This window comes from Bacteroidota bacterium, assembly GCA_016721765.1.
Taxonomy (GTDB): Bacteria; Bacteroidota; Bacteroidia; order UBA4408; family UBA4408; genus UBA4408.
The window spans coordinates 2,243,177-2,268,056 of sequence record JADKHO010000001.1; the positions used below are offsets into that span (position 1 = coordinate 2,243,177).

Below are 24,880 nucleotides of genomic sequence, written 5' to 3' on the forward strand. Positions count from 1 at the left end.
TTCTGATTTTCCTACTCAAATCCTATGAGCAATTTGCTGAATGTAATTATAGCCGACGACCACAAATTGTATCGCGATGGTCTTGAACTTGTTTTACAAAGTAATATACTTATTGGAACTGTTAAGCATGCATCAAATGGTATAGAAGTAATGCAATTGCTTGCGGAGGAGCCCTTTCACCTCATTTTTATGGACATTAGCATGCCTCAAATGGATGGCTTGGCAACCACAAAAATGATTGCTAAAAAGTATAAATCCACCAAAGTTATTGTGCTGTCGATGCATCAGGATAAGAAAAATATTTATGACCTGTATGATGCGGGAGCAGCTGCCTACCTGTTAAAAAGTTCGCCGGTGGAGGATATTAATAAAGCCATCGCCGAAGTTAGTCAAGGTAAATCGTATTACGTCCCAGAGGTTTCGGAGCTTATCATAAATCGATTTAAGGAAAAGCAAAAAATTGAGAAGGAAACTGCCGAGCTCACTAAAAGAGAAAAGAATATTTTAAAACTCATCTGTAAACAATACTCCAATCAAGAAATTGCGGATAAACTCTTCATCTCGGCCCGCACCGTGGAATCGTATCGTGAAAACCTTTTGCGAAAAACCAATTCAAGAAATACAGCCGGATTAGTGGTGTTTGCACATAAGAATCAACTTTTTAATTGATTTTTTTAACACATAGGCACATAGATACAAAGATTCACATAGTGTATTTTGTAATCAATTAATCTGAAACCCTAAATCAGCAAAAATCCTAATCATCCTAATAAATCAGCGTTCCAAATGTGATTGTTTTTTTAAACACATAGGAACATAGATACATAGATTCACATATAGTATTTTGTAATCAATGAATCTGTAACCCTAAATCAGCAAAAATCTTAATCATCCTAATAAATCAGCGTTCTATATGTGATTGGATTTTTTTAACACATAGGAACATAGATACATAGATTCACATAGAGTATTTTGTAATCAATGAATCTGTAACCCTAAATCAGCAAAAATCATAATCATCCTAATAAATCAGCGTTCTATTGCCGAAATAATTTTCACACTGAGAAGCATAGGTTCCAAATAGGATACAGCAATCAGCTAATCTGCTAATCAACTAATCAGCTAATCAGCTAATCAGCTAATCAGCTAATCAACAAATCGGCTAATCAACTAAATTAAATTTCATTTTTATTTTAAAGCCTGAATCTTTATTTTAGTCCACATGAAAGACAGCCATCAAAAAGATAAAATTCATTTTCAAGTGGAGCGCATTGCTTTTTTTAGTGATGCCTTAATCGCTATCGCCGTAACCTTATTAATCATCGAAATTAAGGCGCCACACATTGAGCATGGCATTTCATTTAGTGAGCAAGTAGCACAATTAACGCATCTTATACCGGAGTTTATTTCATTCGGAATTAGCTTTGCCATTATTATATCCCAATGGATTAAACACCATGAGTTATTTGGGAATATTATTGGCTACGACACAAAACTAATTCGCATAAATGCGGCATTTCTATTTGCCAATACAATAATTCCATTTTCGACTTCCTATTTTGCGCATAACACTATTTCCGAAATTTCTTTGCCTTATCTGGTGTATGGTTTTACTTTGATATTTCTTACCTTTTGCAATTACCTTTTGTTTCGTCATGCCGTAAACCCTAAGTTTAAACTTTATTCAATTTCCTATTCTTCTGCGCAACGCTTTTGGCTTTCGGCCGATTATTTATTGTTTCCTATTGCCATAATAATTGCACTCCTTTTAGGATACATCAACCTTAAATTGGGTTTAATTATTTATGTGGTAATGATGCAACTTGGTTTTTTTATCAATAGCAAAAAGAGGAAGCTTAACTGCTAATTATCAACTCTACAAGTAAGTTGAACAGGCTTTCTTAACTTAATGTGCTTTCACTTTAAGTATGATTTCAATAAATAATTTGAAGGATAAGGTTGCAATAAAAGGTAAAAGCAATCTACTGCGCAAAATAGCGCTGCTATGACTGTTTGTCTTTTTAAAATCTGGGAATCGTGAATTAAGAATTTGAAGTTGCCAGTTTAACGTCCGTTAACTTTTACATCTACTTCATCCTTGTTTTCAAATTTTGTGAGTCGGTATTTAAAACTAAGTAGGAAATATCTTCCAATGCAGTTAGCGTTTTTTTGTTGCACATAATTCATTTCACTAATACGGCTAATACCTGTGTTTTTATTTAGTAAATCAAATGCTTCCAAACTGATAACGCCGCGTTTTGCCTTTAAAATAAAATACGAAACTTCTGCTTTTAAAATGGGTACCGTTATATTTTGACTTAAGGTTTGAGAATGGTATTGTGTAATATCAGCACTCGCACTTAAATGCAATCGTTCTGTTGCACTATAATTAAGTTCTGTAAAATAATTCAGTGAATAATAATCTGTCCGTTTCGATTCCAAACTGTGGAATGCCTGCGTGTAGGAAAGATTTGTTCCTAGACTAATATCCCATTTTTCTTTTTTGCGATTATCAAGTCGCACATTCAATTCATGCGTAAAAGTTTGGTTATTATTTATGATTTCATTTACATAAGTCATTCCTTTATTCCAGCTTTCCTGCGGATTTATATTTACATTCATTCCGATGGCGCGAAGCGGTGTTGAAAAATCGAAGTTGAAATAAAGTCGGTAATCTTCCGGAACATTACGAAGGCTAAGCACTTGGTTAAAGCTGCTATCCACATTGCGCGACCAATTTATTTTATTCGATGTTATTGTTCCGCCGAGTGCTGCAAATGCTGATGTGAATGAAAATTGGTCAAACACAATCCAATTGACTTGGGCATGATGGACATATTCCGGTTTTAATTTTCTGTTTCCTGAATACCGTTGCGTAGGGTTCACCGTTTCACTCAAAGGCAGCAATTGATTTGCAGTAGGACTGTTCACAAAAGATTCATAAAAGGCCCTTAATCGACGCTCCGGTTTATATTCTTTTTCCCATGCCAATCCGGGCAAAAAATAGAAAAAGGATGCTTGTGTTCTTCCATTATCTGACATTGCCGTTTTTAAAGTGGCGGCTTCCAGTTGTATGGATGCTTTAAATTGTTTCGTGTCGTTGCTTCGCTTAAAGCTTATTCCGGGTCGCATCCAATTGTAGTTGGCGTTAAAATTTGCACTCAACGAATCTATTGCAAGCTCCTTGTCTTGGCTATTTGATTGTTTGCGCATAAGCTGTTCCTGTTTCGCACCAGCTTTTAATTCGGGTACAAAATACCATCGTCGCGGTAATTCACGTGTTGCCGAAAGGGTTCCGGAATAGTTTAGACGGTCTACTGTTTTGTGTTGTTCTTGCGCTTCCTGAAATAAATTTACGTAATTATAATTTTGAAATTGACTTTGCCATTCCTTGCCACTTAAATTGTGTGACCCATTAGCTTCAGCAAGAAGCTTTAACAGAAGCCACTTTGCTTTTCTTTTTTTTAAATAGATAGTAGTTAGTTTTCCAGTTAGGGTATTTACTTTTTCGTAGTTATTTAAAAGTGTGTTACTCGTTATATTTTGCGCTGCATAATTTTGAATTACGCTGGCCGAATTTGTCGAACCTTCGCTTAATCCAATGTTTCCGTTACCTATGAAATTTTGTGTAGAATCAATACTGTTTCTCCATGAAAAATTTAAAGTGTGTCCATTGTTGTTACTGCGCTCCTTTAAGTTTGCAAAATTGGTGAAGGTGGTATCGGGAGTAAAATTATCAGTGCGCGTTTCCTCTACTAATTTTTTGTCGGAACCATTTCCCAAATAGCTTATGTTGAATCGGCGCCCAGTTTTTTTCTCATAGGTATAATTGGCTCCACCGGCACCCGAAGTGATTAGTCCGGTAATAGGCTGACCAAAATTTATCGGAAAACTATTGTCATCTTCAAATGTTACGCGCATCCCCCCATCGCCATTCATCATGTTTCGCATCCCTCCATTAAAATCGATGTAATCGCGAAAGCTAAATCCAAATTGATTGATATCATTCACCATTCCAAGCAGTGCAATTTGACTTTTTTTAGTAAAGCGATACGCTTTTGCTGCGGCTTGATAATGCATCTCACTGCCCGCACCGGCTTTTACATCACCCAACCAAGCACTTTTTTTATCTTCCTTTAAAAGTAGATTTATTGTTTTATTTCTTTCTCCATCTTGAATGCCACTTAATTCGGCTTCCTCCGATTTTTTGTCATATACCTGTACTTTACTAATGGCATCGGCCGGGAGATTTTTTGTAGCTACTTTGGGATCACTGCTAAAAAATTCTTTACCATCTACCAGTACATTTTTTACATCCTCGCCCTGCGCTTTAATATTTCCTGCACGGTCAACTTCCAAGCCCGGAAGTTTTTTAAGTAAATCTTCGGTAGAGGCGTCAGGCTTTGTCTTAAATGAAGCTGCCGAGTATTCAATTGTATCTTGCTTAATTAAAATTGGAATGCGTTCAGCTTCAATTTGCGCAGCTTTGAGCGATACTGTGCTGGCTTTTAATTCCAAAACACCTAACTGCTCGCTTAACCCAGGAATTTCAATTGTTCGATACAAAGTTTGCTTGCCCAAGTAGGCAATTTGTAAAATGTAATTCCCACTCGAAATAGTTCGGATTTCAAAAAAGCCATCGGTATTGCTAATGCCATAAAAGGCAAGTGTGGAATCTGAAGGCTGCAATAAACTTACACTGGCATAAGGCAAGGCTTCCTTGTTTTCGTCAAGTACAGTGCCATGAAGTTTATGTCCTTGCGCAAATAAATTGCAACTGATGAGTAATGAAAACCACAAATACAAAATTTTCATTTTGAGCTATTTTCTGATTTTAATGATTACGTTGCCGTTCCCTCCATTTTCTTCCTCCATCTCTTTTCTTTTCTCTGCTTTAATTTTCTCGAATGCTTCTTTTGTAACTTTTTTTCCATCTTTTGGTTTTTTTAACAACGCATTATCAATTTCCTTGAGTTCAATTTTTGTTGCAACGATGTTAACTTTGCCATTGTCCAAATCAGCTTCCAGAATAATTCCGGGCAAATTGCCATACCCATTGGGGCCGCTCGAAATAGGAAGAGATGGCGTGAACCATACACGCACTGTTTTGCTACTATCTTTTAGGAGCGCTTCCTGACAAGGATAATTTAAAATCATTTTTTGTTCCCCACTCAATTTCCATTGAAGGCTCGATAAATTGCTCTCCACTAAAAATATGCGCGACATAAAATCTCTTTGTTCCGTTTTTAGCTTGTTGATTAAATCGCAAAATACTTTATCATCCGGCTCCTTCATTTTAATCATCACGTGCGCTCCGTCTCCTTCAATAGCTTCTGAATCTTTGTTCGATGGTTTTTGCTTGTTGCCTTGATAGAGGGAAGCACTTGAGTTAAAGAGTAATTCTTTTTGTGAAATGTGTTCCTTAGGGAGCGAATTCACCATATCTTCCTCTGCATTGCCTTCTACATGTAAAACCAATTTTACTTTTTCAGCGTATTCAATTCGGCCTGAAGTTTGTGCTAATGTTGGACTAGCAAGTGAGAAAAGGAAGCAACATAATTGAATTAGCTTTGCTCTGTTTTTTATTCCAATTAATTTTTGTGTGTTCATGTTTTTATTTTTTTTACAAATGTATTTTAGCCGTTGAGCATTAGAAGTTAAGGCAATCGAATTAAGGTTAATTAAGGTTAATCCCTTGTGCTGTAAGGATTATCGTATTATTTTTGTTTTGAAAATTTAAAATGCCAAACTCCAAAAAGTCTTCCACAATTGCTGCGCTCATGTTATTGAGTCAACTTATGCTCACGGCATTCGTCCTCTGGTGGCTCATTGGACAATTCAACGAGGAGAAGAATAAACTTCATAAAGAACTCTTTCAGAAATTTACGGAGTCAAAGCAACAGGTCATGGATTCGGGTTTAGTAAATAGTTTTATTGAACCCTTATTGAAAAATAAAAAGGGATTTAAAATCCACATGGAAACAACTGATTCTACACAAGATTTTAAGGGTGTTGAGGAGGATGAAATCGAAAAGCAATTTAAGTTCTCTCCAACCGATTCAATTGTACTTATTGATAAATCGGGGAACGCCAACGGCGATAAAATGATTAGCATTAACATGCAACGTCGTGATTCAAATCATGAAGTGTTGCTCCATGGAGTGAAACTTTTTATTAAACAAATTACATCCGATTCGGTAAATGAAAGCCGCATGGAATCGAACTATTATTTTAATTCAGATACGGTTTTGTTGAAAAAAGTATTGGCTATGAAGTTAAAAAATTCAGGCTATGAATTTCAGGCGAAATGGCTAAGCCGCAAGCGCGATACACTTCAAACAAATGCTGCTGTTTTTTATTTTGAGAGCCATTTGTTCCCTAAGGAATACGGCGTAGAAGTCAGTCAATTTCAGGTTTATCTAATTCAAAAAATAATACCACAAATATTGTTTTCACTGGTGTTGCTGCTCTTAAGTGCAAGTGCATTTTTTCTTTCCTATCGAAATCTGAAAATGCAATATCGTTTACATCAATTAAAAAATGATTTCATCAGCAATATGTCGCACGAATTAAAAACTCCTGTCTCTACCATTAAGGTGGCACTTGAAGCGCTGCAAACAAAAGGAGTGCAGGATAATCCCGCCAAGGTAAATGAATACCTCAATATGGCTGAACTCGAAACAGAGCGACTTGATTTACTGATTAATAAAGTGCTAAGTACTTCATTGGCAGAGGAGGGTGCTACGATATTTCAAAAAGAAAAAATTAATTTAGTTCAGTCTTGTAAAGAGCTGATTCAGCAACAACAATTGCGATTGGAGCGTGCAAGTGCAGCATTGTATTTTGAAAGCACTACGGATCCGCTTTTTGTTTTAGCCGATAGTTTTCATTTGCAAGGTGTATTGTTAAACCTGTTGGACAATAGTTTGAAATATGCTTTGGATAAGCCGCAAATGAGTCTGATACTTTCTGAAAATGAAAATTTTGTGGTGTTAAAATTAAGTGATAATGGACCCGGAATTCCTGAAGAATTTCACACAAAAGTTTTTGAGAAATTTTTTCGCGTACCTGCCGGTAACCTTCATAATGTAAAAGGCTATGGATTGGGATTGAGTTATGTGGCTTTTGTAGTGAAGCAACACAATGGAAGTATTAAAGTAAAGAACAATATCGAAGGAGGATGTACCTTCTCGATTCAATTCCCTAAGGTTTAGTATGAAATTAAAAATACTTTATGTGGAGGATGAACCCTTTTTGGGGAAGATTGTAAGCGAAAGCCTAGAATCCCGCGACTTTGAAGTGATGCTTGTAACAGATGGTGCAAAGGTGCTTGAGAGCTTTAATCGCTTTGTGCCCGATGTGTGCGTGTTGGATGTGATGCTTCCCAATAGAGATGGATTTGAATTAGGAACCGAAATTCGAAATCGATTTCCTCGATTACCCATCATTTTTCTTACCGCCAAAACACAAACCAACGACCTCTTAAAAGGCTTTGAATCCGGTGGTACCGACTATATTAAAAAACCATTCAGCGTAGACGAATTAGTTGTGCGCATACACAACCAGTTGCAGTTATTGAAAAGTACATGGGAAAATAAAACTGCTATTTTGGAGCTCATTCAGTTAGGTAAGTATAAATTTTATCCAGGAAAGTATGAGTTGCAAATTGGTTCGGAGACAATTAAATTATCACATCGCGAAGCACAAGTATTAAACATGTTTGCACAAAATAGAAACAAAAGCATTGATCGTAAAAACTTGTTGTTGGCTGTTTGGGGAGATGATTCGTTTTTTAATTCACGCACCTTAGACGTGTATATTCGAAAGTTGCGTGATTATTTTTCTCACGATGCAGGCATCGAAATTGTAACCCTTAAGGGGAAGGGCTATCATTTTATTGTTCCTAACTAAGGGAGATAAATTAGTTCGGCAGTGGGGTGCTTTTCAAACTTATTCTTTCACGATGCGAAGTGTTTGCGATATATTTTCGTTGTTAATTCGCACTAAGTAAATGCCCGAAGGTATATCGTTAAGTTCCACCCTTTGTGCAAAAGCACCTTGTACTTTTCCCAACTCTTTTTTTAATACTAAGTTTCCGGATGCTGCATACACTTCCATAAAATAGGAACCGAATTTCTCGGATGTAAAAGACAAAATAAATGCATCCCGAATTGGATTAGGATGAATCGACAATGCACTAATGGTGGAGCGCGAATTTTCAGTAATTCCTATGGCATCAAACCGAGTATACCAAATAGGACTTGTATAAATTTGATCGCCATCAGTTTGTTGTATGCGTGCAAAATAGTAATGTGTGCTGCTATCGTTCACTACATGTGTGTAGTTTAAACTAAGGCTGCCGGCAACAGAAACAAGCAAGGCGGGAGCGATACCACTTCCGGGCATACCCGAAAAAATACTTATATCAGAAACCGATTCCATATCAGGATCCACAACCGAAATAGCAAGGGCAGGATTTCCATATGCAGTTACAATAGATCCCAATGGAAAAGTATTGGCTGTAAAATTAACTTTCGTATTCCAATCGTCGGAGGCGTAATAGCGCATTTGACTGTAAGCATCTAAAATGCTTGCTTGTGTGAGTGAATTTGCAAGCACTACCGTGCGACCTTCTTGCGAACGACCGAAAACACTGTAATGTGTATCGTGATCCATTCCAATTCCCAAATGATATCCTTTCTTTAATGCATCGTAAAAGCGGTTCAGGTAATGCCCTGTTGAAGGATTGCTGTAGGAAATATTGGTACTAAACGCGGGACCACTTCTAAAGGGAGTTCCAATAATTGCTTTATCGTTTACCGGATTATAGCTCCCGCTAAATAAGGCATTAAAGTCGGTAGTAGTTGGATGTGCTAAATAGGCAAATGCTCCGGGATGATTGGCAATTTTAGAAAACAAGCCGGTATAATCACTTTGGGCATTGTACACATCGTAGTTGTTGGGTTCCCATCCAATCAAGGAATCAAATCCATAAATAAGAACATGTCCTCCTGTTGCAATTTCGCCCCATTCCATCCCGTAAAGGCATACAAAGCTTCCATTCACATTAGCTAAATTGGCTTGTTGAATTCCTTTTAAATAATTCGCCCGTTTCATTCCTGCATCGGCATGATTGTGATCTGAAATGCCCAAATAATGCATGTTTAAACTTTGTTTGGCATACTCATAATCCTGATAGGGTGTGGTCATAAAAGAAGTAAGAGAATCTTTATTCCCATCAGAATAAGCCGAATGCGCATGCAAGGTGCCAAAATAAAAATTGTATTGGCAAAAGCTTTTACAAGGAATTACTAGAAGAAATAAAAAGAAAAATAAGTTTTTGAAATGGCCTGTCATGCTTCAAAGGTAAGCAATTAGAAAAGTTAATAAAAAACTATCCACCCTCGGAGGAGTTGGTATAAGGAAGGCAAACAGACCTCAAAAAATTTAGCGAAGTTAAATATGAAAAATATCCCCCGCTGGCGGGGGCAGGGGGTGGTAAATAGCTAAAATCAAAAAACCAAAATCAAAATAAATTAACAACTAGTTATCATATTTCTAATTTTTCCTCAAACTTTCGCTCGCACTAACCATTCGCTCGCATCCTGCGAGCGTTAGCTATTCCCAAGCCTCCGGCTTGAACTATTTTCTAATTTTCTCTCCCCACCGGATACAACAAATACCGCTCATCATAATACTTGCTCTTACTATAAAACCATTCATAAATGGCAGTTTGATTTTTAGCAAAGTTTGCATCTGAACTTTTCTTCGCTTCAAATTCTTTTTTCAGCTCAACGGATTCATCCAACATTTTTTTAATGAGCGGCTCCATAACATAGGCTTCAATATATTCGGTGCGGTGAAAAATGGACATAAAAAATCCCCATCTGAAAAGGGAATTCGGAGCGTTTGGTTCGAGCAGCAAAGCCGCAAGTTCACCCAGCGATTGATCAGTTGAAATGCAAGCGGATCCGGTAGGAAACACTTGATTCCGTTTTTCAATTGTTGTTGTTGCATTCACCAACATACGACCTTCAAAGGGAAGCACTTGTCCATCGGAATTTAAAAACTGCGGATTACTCATGCGGTACATTTCAACTGCAACTTCTTTTGGCGTATTTATTAATTCCATCTTAATGCCATGTAATTTTAAACGTTCAATAACATCAACGCATGCAGCCGGGACCCAATAGCGCTTTGCACAATTAATGCTGTTTACAATTTCAGTACCTTCATAAAAAGCAATTTTTGAATTCACCGCTTTGCCGGTCCATTCTATGTATTCTGCACCGGTAATTTCAGATTTCTTTTTTTGGTAGGAGACACCTTGTAAATTAAAGCTATCCGCGGCGAGGTAGTGAGGTGTTGCATCCGAATTTAGTTTTGCATCAACAGGCAATTGCTGAGGAACTTTCCATTCAACAGGAATTTTATTAATTCGAATTGCCTCATCTAATTTTTTGTTTTCGAGAAGGGTTTGACTATTTTGTGCTAAAACTTTTAAAGTGTTTTCAAGCAAAACGTATGTTCCTAAGACCCTTTGTTTGTAGGGTTTTAAAGAATGATTCTCGACAAGTAATGTGGGTAAATGTCTTAAATCTCCATAATTAGTCGAGAAATTTGGACCATACAAAACATCCACAATTCCACCCGAAAGATCGTTCCATTCCATGCCGTTAATAAATGGTCCGGGTACATGTCCCATTGCCTTTAATCCTGCGTTAACAGCAGGCGTGTAAGTGGACAATACCCAATTGGAGATAGCAGGGGAATATCCTTGTTTTCCGGCACAACCATAGGTAATGTCGTATTGATAATCGGCGCCATCGGTTACGTGAATATCCATATACAACAAAGGATTGTATTCATTTATTACCTGTATTACCGCACGAATTTCTTTGGTGTCGAGTTTAGTATAATCTCGATTTAAATTTAGGTTTTGTGCATTGGTGCGATATCCCATGCTTTCAGGGCCTCTTTGATTGGGGCGATTATATGCTGAGCTTCGCTCGTGTCCATCCACATTTAAAATGGGAATAAATAAAAAATTTACTTTGTCTAAGAGGCTTTGTTTTCCGCCAAATGCAATGTCGCGAAAGAGCATCATCCCTGCATCCTTACCATCAATTTCGCCGGCGTGTATTCCGGCTTGCACGAACAGTAGTGGTTTAGAAGAACTCTTTAAATCAACAGCACTGGTATTTTTATCGGCGGAAGCAATCAGCATAAAAATATCCCTTCCTTCCACACTTTTACCAATCGATTGCATGCTAATCAGTGGAGATGCATCGGCTAGTTTTTTAAACCAAGCCATGGTTTCAGCATAGGAAGGAGTTTTTTTAAAATCGGATTTTTCGCAAGTAGTAATCCAAGGATTTGCAGCGTCGGCAATTAAGGTTTCGCTTTTTCCTTTCCATTCCAATGGAGGTGGGAGTGAGGCAGTGGTAGATAGTTTTAAATGGTAGGAAGTATTAGTTTGTGCAAACACCTTTAGGGCGCTTAAAAGAAATAGAAAAAAAATATTTTTTTTCATGCGAGCAATTAGTTTTGATTTTATTTTGGACTAAATTACAATTCTCTTTAATATAGTGGTCGGACGACTAGTGGTCCGACCACTATATTAAAAATAGCAAGGTTCTCGACAGAGAATGACGTGAAAAAGGGACGATTATTTTGGGATTGAGTACCTATTTTAATTGCATTTTAGTGGTCGGACGACAAGCGGTCCGACCACTATTCTTTCATAAATTTTGCGCTTGAAGTTTGAAATTGATTTTTAAGTTGAAGGGTATACACGCCACGGGCTAAATTTTTCACATCAAAGATTACACTATTGTCCCCTTTTTTCCCATTGAGGATGGGCTTGCTCAAAACTAGCTTAGAGCTAGCGTCAAGAATATTGATTTCAGTACTTGATTCGTTCGATGCGATATAGTTTACTGTTAGCAGCTCTTTAACTGGATTCGGATACAGTGATACAAATTGAAATCCAGCAGGCCCTGAATTTATTTTTTCAAGCCCAATAGGAATGAGGCATTGACCTTCGGTGGCTAAATAAAAAGTATTGGCAAAAATATTCGTGCAAATATCCGTATTTCCGGAAGGCCATTCGATTAATATGGAATCAATATACAAGGCCAGCGGTCCGGTGTTGCCAAATCCAAAATGTGCATTCAGCATGTTCATGCCGTTAAATGTATTCTGCGCCGAAATTTCACGCAGTTGCCAAAAGCCTCTTGCTTTAACACGCACCTTTGCTCCAATGGCTGATTTGTTGGAATTAATTCCAACGAGTTTAATATTTATAAAATCAGTTTGAGTGGTAGAATTTAAATACAATCCTTTATCGCTTGCACCGGAAATAAACAAATCTAAATCACCATCGTTATCATAATCACCTGTTGTAGCGCACCAATGATTTCCATTCGCAAGTCCAAATGGCTCATTAGTAATCTTTGTAAATACTGTGCTTCCTTGACGTATATTGCTTTTATAGAAAGTATTTTTTTGATTTAACTCATTTGTTACAATGCAATCCAAATCGCCGTCGTTATCAAAATCTCCCCAAGTGCTGGCAAGTGAAACACCTATGTCGCCTGCTATTGCACCAACATCAGCAACGCTTAGTTTGGTAAAGGAAGCGCTGTCATTTCTATACATTTCGTTTAAATATCCAACAGTTCCTGTGCCTTGATAATTGGTAAGAAATCCATCCAGGTCACCATCGTTATCAAAGTCAATCCAATTCCAAACTTGTCCGTCATGCACATCAGTACCTAGTGGGCTAGTGTTATTTCTACTGAAATAGCCGGGGTTCCCGGAAGTGAGTTTATTGTCAAAAAGATAGTCTTTTGACAGGCTTCCATTCACTCTTCCTGAACCGATAAATAAATCTACATCTCCATCATTATCGTAATCGCTCCACGTGGGTACTGTGTATGCATCAAGTGTATCGGTTAATGCAGATGTATCTATACGTGCAAAATTTCCATTTCCATTATTCACCAAAAACTTGCATGAATCGCTTATCTGGGCAAACCCAAATGGAGCTGCAATAAATAAATCTACCCAACCGTCGTTATTATAATCGCCAAAAGCAGAGCCCCAGCCTCTGAGCTTAAGCGGATTAGTAAATACACCGCTTGTATTTTCGGCAAATGTTCCATTGCCATTATTTAAAAACAACCTTGTTCCACCTGCATTTCCGCCCGAAAGCAAACAATCAATATCTCCATCATTGTCCACATCGGCCCAGGTATTACCTATTCCGGTACTTAGGCCAATTCCACTACCGGTATTTTTTGTAAAATTTCCATTGCCCACATTTTGGTATAGTCCACCGCGAACTACAAATAAATCAAGTAAGCCATCGGCATTAAAATCTATCCAACTGGCACCGTTGTAAAAACTTTGAGCGGGATCCGAAACAATAGGATTTGTGGCTGAAGTTACCTTCGAAAAAATTTGCGCTGTGGCATTCTTGCGGCAAAACGCGGTGGCGATAATGAAGAGCAGGATCAATTTTGATTTCATAGTATTGTTTTTTTTTACAAAACAATACACTCTTCAGCTGTGCATAGTCATTCCCGATAATGTAAGACTATTTTTCTTGTTTATGTTGCGCTCTGAATTCGCTGGGAGTCATTCCTACAATTCGCAGAAAGGCTGAATTAAAAGTGTTCTTTGTATTATAGCCAACTTCATATGCAATTTCTATTATGGTTAGATGCGCTTTTTCTTTAGCGGATAATAATTTTTTTGCTTCCTGAATGCGGTGTAGATTGATGTATTCGAAAAAGCTCACTTCAAAAGTTTGGTTAATCACTTGCGAAAGCGCATGTTTGGTAATACCAAGTTTGGCGGCAAGGGTCTCTAATTTTAATTCACTTTCGACATACAGTTTTTCAGTTTTCATTAAGTGTTCTAAGGCACTTGCCAGCTCTTCAACTAATTGTTCGGTTAACCCGGAATTTTTGTATTTGATTGAATTTTTTTCAATTTCTATCGATTGGGAAGGTGAAGGATTGCGCCTAACTGCAGATGTGGAATACTCATAAAGGATAGGGCTAGCTTTTAAGGTAGCTGGCTTAATTTCCTTGACGCTTGATTGGTATTGAAAATAAATGTTTTTTAATTGGATGGCTTCGGGGATACGCTTACCTTCAAAAATTGCGTTTCGGGCAAATGCAAAATAAATAAGTGCTACAATGCTGGCGCACATTCCCAACGATACAAAGTAATCGGTAGTTAAATTAAACCAAGGTAACCTTACAAGAATGTAATAGGCTAAATAGCAAGCAATATAAAAGCCAAATAAGCTGAGTATAATAAACATCCATTTTTTAAGGTAGGCAACTCTTTTTTCGGACCTTATTTTTAGCACTAGGTAGATGCAATAGCAGGCCATGTGAACAAAAATAAAATAGGATACATAGAGTAAGTCCAATACAAAAAAGGGTATGTTTTTACTGTGATATAGCTTGGCATCAGCTGAACTGAAGTAGTAAGGCAACATTAAAATAAAAACAAGTATTGCGGGTAAAAAATGCAAGACATAAACAAAGGCTTTTTTCGGTTCAAAAAAAGCAAAGTCAATATACATAAGCAATAAAGGGCCAAAACTTAAAAGTAATGGCAAACTGATGTTACACAAATAGGGATGAACAAGATATAAGCCCGTCCAAAAGAAAACATACTCCAAAATTATTAAAGATTGCGCCAGCAAAAAGAGTGAGAGGATTAAATTGGGAATGTTCTTATTTTTTATGGCCAAAAATGAAAAGAGCAAAGCATGCACAATTCCAATAAAAGAAAAGCCATAAAACAACAGGATGGGTAAACTCATAGTAAGGGTTTTGACGACAAATTAATCAATTTTGAGTTTCTTAAAGGTAATTGCTTATAAAGTGTGACCTTTTTTTATTTAGGTAAGGGGGTTATTTTTTGGATTGAATGCTTGATTTCATTAGCAATAGAAAGATTTAATTACAATAACGCACAAGTCCGAAGTCAAGTGCAAAAGGGGCGCTGAGTTGTGTATAAAAAAAAGGCACGGATGATTCCGTGCCTTTGTCATTTCGAAATGAAATAGAAAAGCTTATTCCAACTAATTCAGTTTAACGCCCTTTAAATCAAAATCAATATCGGCAACCATACCAAGCCCTTTCTTGAAATAAATACGGCTAACTACACCACCGGTTTGTCCGATTTTTTCGATATACAATACATCATCCCATGTGCATAGATTGGGAGGTGATAAAGTCCAGTTGGTTGAATTAACAATCCGATGTGGGATTAAACCCGTTAATGATGGGTCAGGTCCAATATCCGCACCTGCAATTGTGTTACCCGGAACAAGCAGCATATCACCACTGGCTGTGTTTTGGTAAACATCACCATTGGCGGCAACTCTCAATTTTAGGGTTGAGCTACCGGAAATCTGTTGCCGAGTAATAATGTAATAAGTAAATCCGCCCGTCGTTTGGGTAGAGGTTACTTCCCAAGTTAATAGAGTTCCGTGAAAATCGTACAACCATTTGTTGCCCATTGCAAGCGGGAAGTAACTATTCACTCCGGGTTTACCACTACACAAATAGGGTGAGGCATCTTGAATAACCTTTATAGTAAACATGGTACCAGCGCTGTTAAAGGCAATAGCTTCAGCAGTTCGTCCTGCTCCCAGGTTTTCTTTATATGTAATCGTTATTTCGGTTTGTCCAGAACCGGACATTTGCGAAATAGAACACCAGGAAGACCCTGTATTTTGAAACGCTGACCAATCACCTACAAGGTTCAGTGTAGCCACATAGGTGCCGGCGGTACTAGGAACTACAACGCTGGTAGGATTCCAGCCTTCTGTCATTGTTATTTCTTCTTCTGTGGCATCATCTTTTTTCTTACAACTGTTGAGCACGATACCCGTGAACAACATAGTAACTATAAATAGTAGACTTATTTTTTTCATGATTTTAAATGTCCTACTCGTTTGGCTTTTCGGTATCGCCCTCCTTTTTACTATTGGTAGTGAGAATCCACTTTTATATCGATTCAAATATATTTAAATAAATTCAAAATAGCCACTATGATATTCTCAAACAAATTGATAGCAATAATTCATCAAGACATATGGTTAATTTTAGAATTATTTATAATGAATTAGAGAAGTTTGATAATCAAATTAGTAATTATCAATTTACAATGAAATCATGAAGAGAAGGAGAAGCACTAGTGCAATTTACTGGGAGATTAATGAGTGATATTATAACAGATGAAGGTATTTTTTCTCACATAAATTAGCTTCTAATCATCCTTGGAAGATTCTGTTTCTCTCGCAAGTCTGTGACTTGTGCGTTTAAATAGTTCTTTTTCCAACGATTATATTATTCTATTCAAGAAGCTCAATATCAATATATCCCTTACCTACCGTATAATTGTTTGCGCAGATTTGCGCGAGAAGGAGAAGAGAACAAAAGTGCAATTGGAGGATAAGCAAACGAAATAGAAGACTGATAAGTTTTGAACCTAACCCAATAGAAAACAAAAAAGCCCCCAGAGGAGGCTTTAACTTTCGTAGCGGAGACGGGAGTTGAACCCGTGACCTCAGGGTTATGAAGCTAGAGGAATGCGGTTTCTAATGGTTTCTACTGGTTTCTAAAACAGTTAACTGTCTGAAAAACAATGATAAGACTTTTTTTAGACTTTTTTAGAAAAGTAGATAAACCGCAAAATGTTTAAGCTATGTTTAACCCCCCTAGAGCAATTTTTTCACATCGTGAAATGAACTAAAAAATTTGCAACCTAAGGTGCCGAATACGAAGCTATCTATTTTTTGTTTAATTCTTATTCAGTTAGAAAAAATTAAAGCAAAGCATTGAAGATGGTGCAATTCGTAATCTTGTTTTGAAAACAACAGATTCAATTCCGAAGCGGGGATGATATCCCTCCGCAAATAATTATGAAGAAGAAAATATTTCCCAATGAAATACTTTAGACAGCTCCATATGCAATTAAATGTCCAACCCTAGTTTCAACACTATTTCAAGATTTATTTTTAGGGTTAAATCATTATAGAGCCTGTTAGGTGGAACTAATAAATTCTTTTAAACTTTGGTTGTCACCTGAGTTATTGGCTGGAATATTTCAGTGTTAAAAGGGGCAAGTTGTTTTTTTTGATGGGAGTTTTAATTCTTGCTTGCATATTTTGATTTGATACCTTTGAAGAACAGAGTTTTGTGAGTGAATATTTCTGAAATGGGTCGACACAAAGCCAACAAAAATGAAGGAAGACACCATCTCAAGATTTAATGAAGTAGAAAATTTAAAATAAAGTTTATGATAGAGGAAATTTTATCAAACGTAATTTATTCGTGTTTAACTCCTCAAATCTAAATGCCCAAATATTTAATTGGGCAAAAGCACTATTAACGCCAACCCCTGAATCATGTTACGAAATTGAGTCAGATGCGTATGGCAACACTTATTCAACAGGTTCTTTTAGAGGAACTACAGATTTCGATCCTGGTCCGGGAGTTTATAATCTTACATCGATAGGTACTGATATGTTTATTTTAAAATTAGACCCTGCCGGAAATTTTGTATGGGCAAAGAGCATTGGAGGTAATTTGACTGGGACTAATGCAGCAGGAAGAGGAATTACACTGGATGCATTCAACAATGTGTATATTTTCGGATATGCTACTTACAACTCAGTTGTAGATTATGATCCGGGACCTGGAGTATATACATTAACCGATGGAACTATGCCTTTAATAAATTGGATACCGCAGGAAATTTTATTTGGGCCAGGTATATTTCTGACTCATACAATGGCGCTTGCGGTAGTATAACTGTAGACAATTCGGGCAATATCTACACTGTCGGATCTTTTAAAGGTGTTGATTTTAATCCCGACCCACTGCTTGTTTACAATTTAACTGTTCCAGGAAGCGGATCAAACGGGTATATTAGTAAACTCGATTCAGCCGGTAATTTTATATGGGCCAAGCAATTGGTTTCACCAACTCCATCTGCACTTTCAGGATGCTTAGATATTAAATTAGACGTAGCCCAAAATCCGCTGATATGTGGTTCATTTAATGATAGCACCGATTTTGATCCAGGCTTGGGAGTAACCAAAATAGGTTCAGTAGGTACAGGAGGACATGTGGATGCCTATATTTTGAAATTAAATTCAAGCGGTAGCTTTTTATGGGTCAGAACTATTGGTGGAAACTTAAATGATTATGCAGAATCATTGTCTTGTGATGCACAGGATAATATTTACATTTCCGGTAGATTCAACAACCAAGTTGATTTTGACCCGGGACCCGCTATTTTTAATCTAACACCCGCTGGTAGTGCCAGCAATGCTTTTATTTTGAAATTGGATAATAACGGCATTTTCAAATGGGCCAAAAATGTTGAAGGGAATAATAATTTAGATGGTTATAGTATTGCACTAGATGCCTCAGCAAATATCTTTGTTTGTGGCCTTTTGCAGGGGAGTGCTGATTTTGATCCGGGTCCCGCAGTTTTTAATTTAACTACTGCTGGAAATGATGACGCATTTGTTCTTAAACTAGATTCTTTGGGTAATTTTCTCGGTGCTAAAAGAATAGGTGGTACAGGCACAGAAAAGTGTTACAGTATTACAGTTGATGCTGGAGGGAATTGTTACACAGCAGGAAGTTATGAAGTTACTGCTAATTTTGATTCTCCGGCCTCTTCCCTATTAACATCAGCTGGATATTCTGATATCTTTATCGCAAAATATGGAGTATTCGGTATAGGTATATCCGAAAACATTTCTGGTTTGAATGCAACATTATATCCCAATCCAACAAAAGGTGCATTTGAGATTAATTTGGGGCAACACTATTCATTCCTAGAAATAATAATTCACGATATGCTAGGAAAGGAAATCAGCAGGACAAAATATATTGATGCATCTCGTCTAAAAGCGATTATTCCTGGAGAATCTTGGAATGTATTTTGTGAAAATTATTTGCCCTGAATCGAGCAATACACTAAAAATAATCAAAGAGTAATTTTTTCATGATTTGAATATTAAAAACCAATAGAAGATGATATTCTCCTCAAGAAGCTATCACATTAATTTCTAATCCATGCTAAAAAAAATTATTCTTTTCATTCTTTTAATTTGGTTAGGATTTATTAGCAATACTGCAAAGGCACAATCACTGCAGTGGGCTTATAACCTAAATGCTTACGTAAATTGCATAGAAATAGATGAAAATGGCAATGTACTTATTGCCGGAAATTTTGAAGGCACCGTTGATTTTAACCTATCTCCTTCAGGCGTTACCAATCTTACATCATCGGGTAAATTAGATGCTTTTTTTGCAAAATATACTCCTACTGGCAATTTAATTTATGCTCGGAAATTTGGTTCACGTTTAACAGAAGAAATTACTGATGCAAAAATTGATAATTCAGGAAATATTTTCTTTACAGGAACATTTAGTGATACTGTGGATTTTGATCCTGGTGTGGGTATATTTCAAATGATTAGTGCGCCTACCGTTACCCAAGGTTCATATAGTTATACAGATATTTTTATCACTAAATTCTCAAGCAATGGAAGCTTTTTATGGGCTAAAAAAATTGGAAACGCATTTGATGATAAAATTTTTTCATGTGCGCTGGATAGCAACAACAATATCTATTCTGTTGGCTATACCGGTGGAATTGTAGATTTTGATCCGGGGCCTGGTATTTATTCTTTCAATACATTAAAAACACAACAAGCATATATTTTAAAACTGGATTCGAACGGAAATTTCGTTTGGGTGAAACAATTGCCTTCAAGTTTACATAGTTATGCACGAGCAATTTCAATAAGCCCTGATAATATGCTCAATGTTACAGGAACTTTCAGTGACACAACAGTATTTGACTCATCCACCCTAATTTCCTATGCAACCGGTATTTACGATATTTTTGTGTGTAAGATTAATTCTAATGGTGCTTTTCGCTGGCTGAAACAAATTGGATCAACAAATCCAAAAAATTTACGCAGATTGACTACTGATCAATATGGAACTATCGCAATGGCTGGATTTTTAACCGGAACCTGCGACTTTGACCCCGGACCGGGAATAGCTAACTTAATTGCGCAATCATATGACGGCCTTATTTGCAAATTTGATTCCAGTGGAAATTATATATCTGCAAATCTAATTGGAAGTAATTCTACCGGAAGTCTTTTTACCGAGAATTGCTATGATATCAGTTATGACTCTAATAGTAACCTATACGTGACAGGTAATTTCATGGGTACAGCTGATTTTGATTTTGGGCCTGTTAATTATATGATGTCTGCTGATACATCCAATTTAGGCGATTCCTATATTTCAAAATATGATTCAAGTGGGGAATTTTATGTGGGCATTCAAACTTAGTAGTAATGCCAGAGATTTTGGCAATAGAATAAAAGCTGACAACAACGGAAATTTATACACCACTGGTAGTTATGCAGGCATTTTAGATTTTAATCCAGATCCAAATCAATCTTTAACTTTGAGTATTCCTTTATATACAAATTATTATTTTGCAAAATATGGTTCAGCTCCACTTTCAATTCCTGTAAGGTTATCCCAAAATGAGTTAAGTGCCTATCCCAATCCTACAAGCGGAGAAATTAATATCGATTTAGGAGATGCAGTTTCAGCTGCAGAGATTAGAATTTTTACGCTGACCGGTCAAGAAGTTAACAAATTAAAATTTGTTAATACTTCCAAATTGAGAGCACAATTAGAGGGACCAAATGGAATATACATTCTTAAAATCATTTCTGATAATTATAATTCTGTCATAAAATTAGTGAAGCAATAGTAAGATGGTTATTCCCAATTTAAATATGAGCTACAAAAAACATTCATTCCGTTTTTTATTTCATTGCTTTCTTTTTTTACACTCATCCTTAGTCAAACTGCGCGCGCACAGTATTGTGTTTTTAGCTTAGGGGGAGGATATTGCTTTACAAATGATATACTTAGTGGCGTTGAAATTGCGGGAACCACCTTAGTTAATTATAATAATGGTTGCACGCTAACTACCGGTTCAGATTCATATAGCAATTTTCCTGCAAGCGGAACAACTACTGCTACAGTTACATGGGGCCAAACATATACTTTAAAAGTTGTTAGTACATCTAATAGCATTATTTCATTTTGGATTGATTACAATCATAATTATGTTTTTGACGCATCTGAATGGAAACAAATAGCAAATGGCTGTGCACCAGGATTAGTTTTAACAGTAAATTTTACCGTACCATATGGAATTTATATTGGCAAAACTAAAATGAGAATTAGAAGTAGGGCTTATGGAAATCCTAATAATTCTAGTTCTGCATGTACTCATTTTGCGACTGGTGAAACGGAAGACTATACGTTAACTATTACAGGACCTCTATGCACCTCACCTCCCAATGCTGGTCAAGTTCTACCAACATTAAGTGCTCTTTGTCAAGGTACCGTCGATACATTCAAACTAAAATCAAACGATCATGGGTATGGACTAACTTATCAATGGCAAGTTTCACCGGCTTCACTGAATTGGAGTAACATTGCAGGTGCAGTCGATACGGTTTTAGTTCAAACAGTTCTTGCTGCAAGTTATTACCGGTGTATTGTAACCTGCAGCGGTGTGTCGGATACAACAGCACCCGTTTTTGTATGGGTAAAACCCAATAATCTTTGTTATTGTTTATCTAATGCAACATCATCAATTCGCACTGACATTGGATATGTCCGCTTTTCTAATTTGCAGAATGGAACAGACACATCTAAATACAATAATCCTACGGCTAATAAAACGTATAGTGATTATACTTATCTGCCACCTGCAGATGTTATGGTTTCAGCTTCTTATACAATGCGCGTAAATCAAATTAGTGGTTCTAGTAATTATAGTGTTAGCGATATTTACGCGTATATAGATTTCAACCACGATACTGTTTATAATACAACCACTGAGCGATTTCACATAGGGTCTACATTTGCGCCTGGGGGTGAAACAGTTAGTGGATTTATTACGATTCCTGCAACAGCACTTACTGGGATTACCGGTATGAGAATTATTTTAAAAGAGGGAGGTCCATCTCCTCAAAATCCTTGTGGCACTTATAATAATGGTGAAACGGAGGATTATCTTATAAATATACAAGGACCCTCACCCTGTATCTCACCACCAATAGGGGGAATAACAAATGCTACCGAAAGTTATGCATGCGCTGGAAGTGTTGTTAGTTTCTATTTACAAGGTAATTCAATAGGAATCGGACAAACTTTTCAGTGGCAATTTTCAAGCGATGGTATCAATTGGATAAGCAAACCGGGAGCAACCCTCGCGAGCTATTCTGATTCCATTTTCAGTTCGATGTACTATAGATGCCTTTTAATTTGCAATTCCGATTCTGCATACTCATCATCCAAGCATATTGCATTGAATCCCATTACACAGTGTAATTATTGCAATTCCACTGCGCAGTTTAATACTGATTCGGATATAGGTTATTTTTCGTTAGGTTCTCTTATAAATGGTACTGACACCACAGCAAGGAATAACCCAACGTCCACCAAAATGTACAGTGATTTTACTACTTTGCCCGCTCCTAATTTACCCAGAAACTCCTCTCACATTATAGACCTGATTCAAATTAACAAAACCTCTTTCTTTATTGCCTGCTATGCTAAGGTGTATATCGATTACAACCAAGACGGCTTCTTTAATAATTCGGATGAAATGATTGACATTGGGCAAACAAACTCCGGCCCGGGTGGTAATCGCCTTACTAAGGCAATAACAATACCTGCCACAGCCTTGTTGGGTAACACACGAATGAGAATTGTTTTACGTCAATATGGATCAATTAGCCCATCACCTTGTGGAACATACAACTATGGAGAAACGGAAGATTACACAGTAAATATTGTCCCAAATATACCTCCCTGCACTTCCCCAACCGGAGGATCAATCCTTGCAAGTGATTCTATTGTTTGCCCAGGGACACTTGTGTTTTTCACTCTTCAAGGAAATTCAACAGGCAGCGGACAAATTTACCAATGGCAAAGCTCTTCAAATAACATTAATTGGGCGTCTATTTTGGGTGCTAATTCAGAAAGTTATTCCGACACAATTAATGTGGGAGCTTATTACAGGTGCAGTATTTTATGCAATGGACAACTTACTTACTCCACTGTTCAGTCCATCTCAATGGATACAATTAATCCATGCTATTGTCAATCAAATGCAAACTACGTTTTGTACAATGATATTGGGTATGTAAGTATTTCCACACTTCAAAATGGAACGGATACAAGTACCTTTAATAATTCAACCGCAAACAATTCATATACTGACTTTACCAACCTACCTGCAACGAACCTCATTCAAGGTCAAAACTACACAATCCGCATAATTCAAATCAATAACAGTATTACACTTTTTCAGAGTTATGCACAACACTTTATATTGATTTTAATGAAGATGGTAATTTTAATTCATTTGATGAGAACTTTCCAATTGGATTAACCACAATAGCTAACCAAGGAAAACTTTTTTCAAATATTTTTATACCCTACACCTCAGCGCTTGGTCCCAAACGGATGCGGATTAAATTGACCGGTTCAGGTTCTGCTTTGCAAAGCCCTTGTGGTAGTTACTTCTTCGGCGAGACCGAAGATTACACCGTTAACATTGTAAGCGGCAATCCTTGTGTTGACCACCAACTGGGGGTTTGACTTGGCATTGGATTCAACTTTGTGTTCGGGTGCGCTTACTTCACTTTATTTGCGGGCGGGAAATTCGGTTTGGGTTTGGACAAAGCTATCAGTGGGAAAATTCAACTAATAATACAACTTGGTCGATTATTCAGGGTGCAAACTACCCGTATTATAATGTTAATTTCTCTGGTCCGATGTATTATCGATGTCAGGTAAGTTGCAACGCTCAAACGGTTAGTTCTACAAGTGTTAAAATATTGGCTACAGATACTGCTTTGTGCTATTGCAGTGCTAATTTAGGTGGCGCATTATGCGGATCAAGTTGGTCACGGAGCAATCTTACAAACGTAACAATTTCAGGTACTTCCTTAAACAATAGCAACCCAATATGTGCGGTTACAAATGGCAGTTCGATAAATGCTTTTCCGCCTTATGGGAATAGCACAGCTACACTTCTTACCGGAAACACTTATTCTTTAAGTGTAACAACTTCTTACAATAATTCTTTAGCAGTATGGATTGATTATAATCAAAATGGAATATTTGAATCTTCCGAGTGGAAACAAATTACAAATTCTTCAACTGCAAGTGTTCCTAGTTCTACTAATTTAACCATTCCTCAAGGAATACCGACAGGAAAAACCGGTATGCGCATCAGATCGATAGAAAATATTTCAGGTACATTAACAGCAAATTCAGCTTGTATTAATTATATAACCGGCGAAACTGAAGATTATATCATTACCATTGATTTGGGTAATTCAATTCGTAAAACTCCAGATGTAGCGGTCATAAATATCTCACCTAATCCAGCAAGTGAGGAATTAAAAATTTCTTCAACAACTATCCTAACTGGCAAATCACATTTAGAAATAACAAATGCTAGCGGACAACTAATTTATATGGAAGAATTAGTAAACTTTACTACGAAGGCGATAGATATTAGCCAATTTCCAAAAGGAATTTATTTTTTAAAATTGACCTCAACTGCATCATTAATTATTAAGAAAGTGATTTTAGAATAAAGGTTTATGATTTTGGATTTTTATTTAATATAAGTGTAACTGAACTTTTTGTTATTGAGAAAAGCAGTATCTGTTAAGGTTTTCAGAAAAGCAATAATAGCCTTTTGT

Annotated in this window: 17 protein-coding genes; 10 read left to right on the plus strand and 7 right to left on the minus strand. The window is 36.8% G+C overall.

The window, feature by feature from the left end; genetic code table 11:
- The first annotated feature begins 24 nt into the window (after positions 1-24).
- Both IPP32_08355 and IPP32_08360 read left to right on the plus strand, forming a co-directional pair.
- A complete protein-coding gene (locus tag IPP32_08355; protein MBL0048089.1) occupies positions 25-669 on the plus strand; it encodes a response regulator transcription factor in 645 nt (214 codons plus the stop codon).
- 553 nt (positions 670-1,222) lie between these two features.
- Positions 1,223-1,867 carry a DUF1211 domain-containing protein gene (locus IPP32_08360; protein MBL0048090.1) on the plus strand — a complete coding sequence of 215 codons (645 nt, stop codon included), beginning with the start codon at positions 1,223-1,225 and terminating at the stop codon, positions 1,865-1,867.
- Between the two features lie 197 nt (positions 1,868-2,064).
- On the opposite strand, the gene IPP32_08365 is transcribed toward IPP32_08360, so the two are convergent.
- Together IPP32_08365 and IPP32_08370 are read right to left on the minus strand one after the other, a co-directional pair.
- On the minus strand, positions 2,065-4,815 hold the full coding sequence (locus IPP32_08365) for a TonB-dependent receptor (GenBank protein MBL0048091.1): 2,751 nt from the start codon (positions 4,813-4,815) through the stop codon (positions 2,065-2,067).
- 6 nt (positions 4,816-4,821) lie between these two features.
- Entirely contained in the window at positions 4,822-5,610 is a 789-nt protein-coding gene (locus IPP32_08370; protein MBL0048092.1) for a GLPGLI family protein, read from the minus strand.
- Positions 5,611-5,741: 131 nt separating this feature from the next.
- On the opposite strand from IPP32_08370, the gene IPP32_08375 reads away from it, so the two are divergent.
- Together IPP32_08375 and IPP32_08380 are read left to right on the plus strand one after the other, a co-directional pair.
- Positions 5,742-7,214 carry a HAMP domain-containing histidine kinase gene (locus IPP32_08375; GenBank protein MBL0048093.1) on the plus strand — a complete coding sequence of 491 codons (1,473 nt, stop codon included), beginning with the start codon at positions 5,742-5,744 and terminating at the stop codon, positions 7,212-7,214.
- A gap of 1 nt (position 7,215) precedes the next feature.
- A complete protein-coding gene (locus IPP32_08380) occupies positions 7,216-7,911 on the plus strand; it encodes a response regulator transcription factor (protein ID MBL0048094.1) in 696 nt (231 codons plus the stop codon).
- 39 nt (positions 7,912-7,950) lie between these two features.
- Here the strand turns inward: IPP32_08380 and IPP32_08385 are convergent, their stop codons facing one another.
- The 5 genes from IPP32_08385 to IPP32_08405 all read right to left on the minus strand — a co-directional run bounded on the left by IPP32_08385 (position 7,951) and on the right by IPP32_08405 (position 15,964).
- Complete coding sequence (locus IPP32_08385) at positions 7,951-9,357, minus strand: T9SS type A sorting domain-containing protein (GenBank protein ID MBL0048095.1); 1,407 nt, start codon at positions 9,355-9,357, stop codon at positions 7,951-7,953.
- A 292-nt stretch (positions 9,358-9,649) separates the two neighbouring features.
- Complete coding sequence (locus IPP32_08390; GenBank protein MBL0048096.1) at positions 9,650-11,533, minus strand: M14 family metallopeptidase; 1,884 nt, start codon at positions 11,531-11,533, stop codon at positions 9,650-9,652.
- Between the two features lie 200 nt (positions 11,534-11,733).
- Positions 11,734-13,533 carry a VCBS repeat-containing protein gene (locus IPP32_08395; protein MBL0048097.1) on the minus strand — a complete coding sequence of 600 codons (1,800 nt, stop codon included), beginning with the start codon at positions 13,531-13,533 and terminating at the stop codon, positions 11,734-11,736.
- 67 nt (positions 13,534-13,600) lie between these two features.
- Positions 13,601-14,845: an AraC family transcriptional regulator gene (locus IPP32_08400; protein MBL0048098.1), complete on the minus strand. Its 1,245-nt coding sequence runs from the start codon at positions 14,843-14,845 to the stop codon at positions 13,601-13,603.
- A 261-nt stretch (positions 14,846-15,106) separates the two neighbouring features.
- Positions 15,107-15,964, minus strand: coding sequence for a BACON domain-containing protein (locus tag IPP32_08405; GenBank protein MBL0048099.1), 858 nt, complete (start codon positions 15,962-15,964; stop codon positions 15,107-15,109).
- Between the two features lie 1,402 nt (positions 15,965-17,366).
- Between IPP32_08405 and IPP32_08410 the strand changes: the two genes are divergently transcribed.
- The 6 genes from IPP32_08410 (at position 17,367) to IPP32_08435 (ending at position 24,772) form a co-directional block, all read left to right on the plus strand.
- Positions 17,367-17,846 (plus strand): hypothetical protein, encoded by a 480-nt coding sequence (locus IPP32_08410; protein ID MBL0048100.1) that lies wholly within the window; start codon positions 17,367-17,369, stop codon positions 17,844-17,846.
- Positions 17,774-19,012: an SBBP repeat-containing protein gene (locus IPP32_08415; protein ID MBL0048101.1), complete on the plus strand. Its 1,239-nt coding sequence runs from the start codon at positions 17,774-17,776 to the stop codon at positions 19,010-19,012. Before IPP32_08410 ends, IPP32_08415 begins: the two co-directional genes overlap by 73 nt.
- A gap of 112 nt (positions 19,013-19,124) precedes the next feature.
- Positions 19,125-20,420, plus strand: coding sequence for a hypothetical protein (locus IPP32_08420; protein ID MBL0048102.1), 1,296 nt, complete (start codon positions 19,125-19,127; stop codon positions 20,418-20,420).
- Complete coding sequence (locus IPP32_08425; protein ID MBL0048103.1) at positions 20,401-20,853, plus strand: T9SS type A sorting domain-containing protein; 453 nt, start codon at positions 20,401-20,403, stop codon at positions 20,851-20,853. The genes IPP32_08420 and IPP32_08425 overlap by 20 nt, the downstream gene beginning before the upstream one ends.
- A gap of 63 nt (positions 20,854-20,916) precedes the next feature.
- The gene (locus IPP32_08430) at positions 20,917-23,556 is read left to right on the plus strand and encodes a hypothetical protein (protein MBL0048104.1); all 2,640 of its coding nucleotides are present in this window, start codon (positions 20,917-20,919) and stop codon (positions 23,554-23,556) included.
- A gap of 205 nt (positions 23,557-23,761) precedes the next feature.
- Positions 23,762-24,772, plus strand: a complete 1,011-nt coding sequence (locus IPP32_08435) for a T9SS type A sorting domain-containing protein (protein MBL0048105.1) — start codon at positions 23,762-23,764, stop codon at positions 24,770-24,772.
- Positions 24,773-24,880 lie beyond the last annotated feature (108 nt).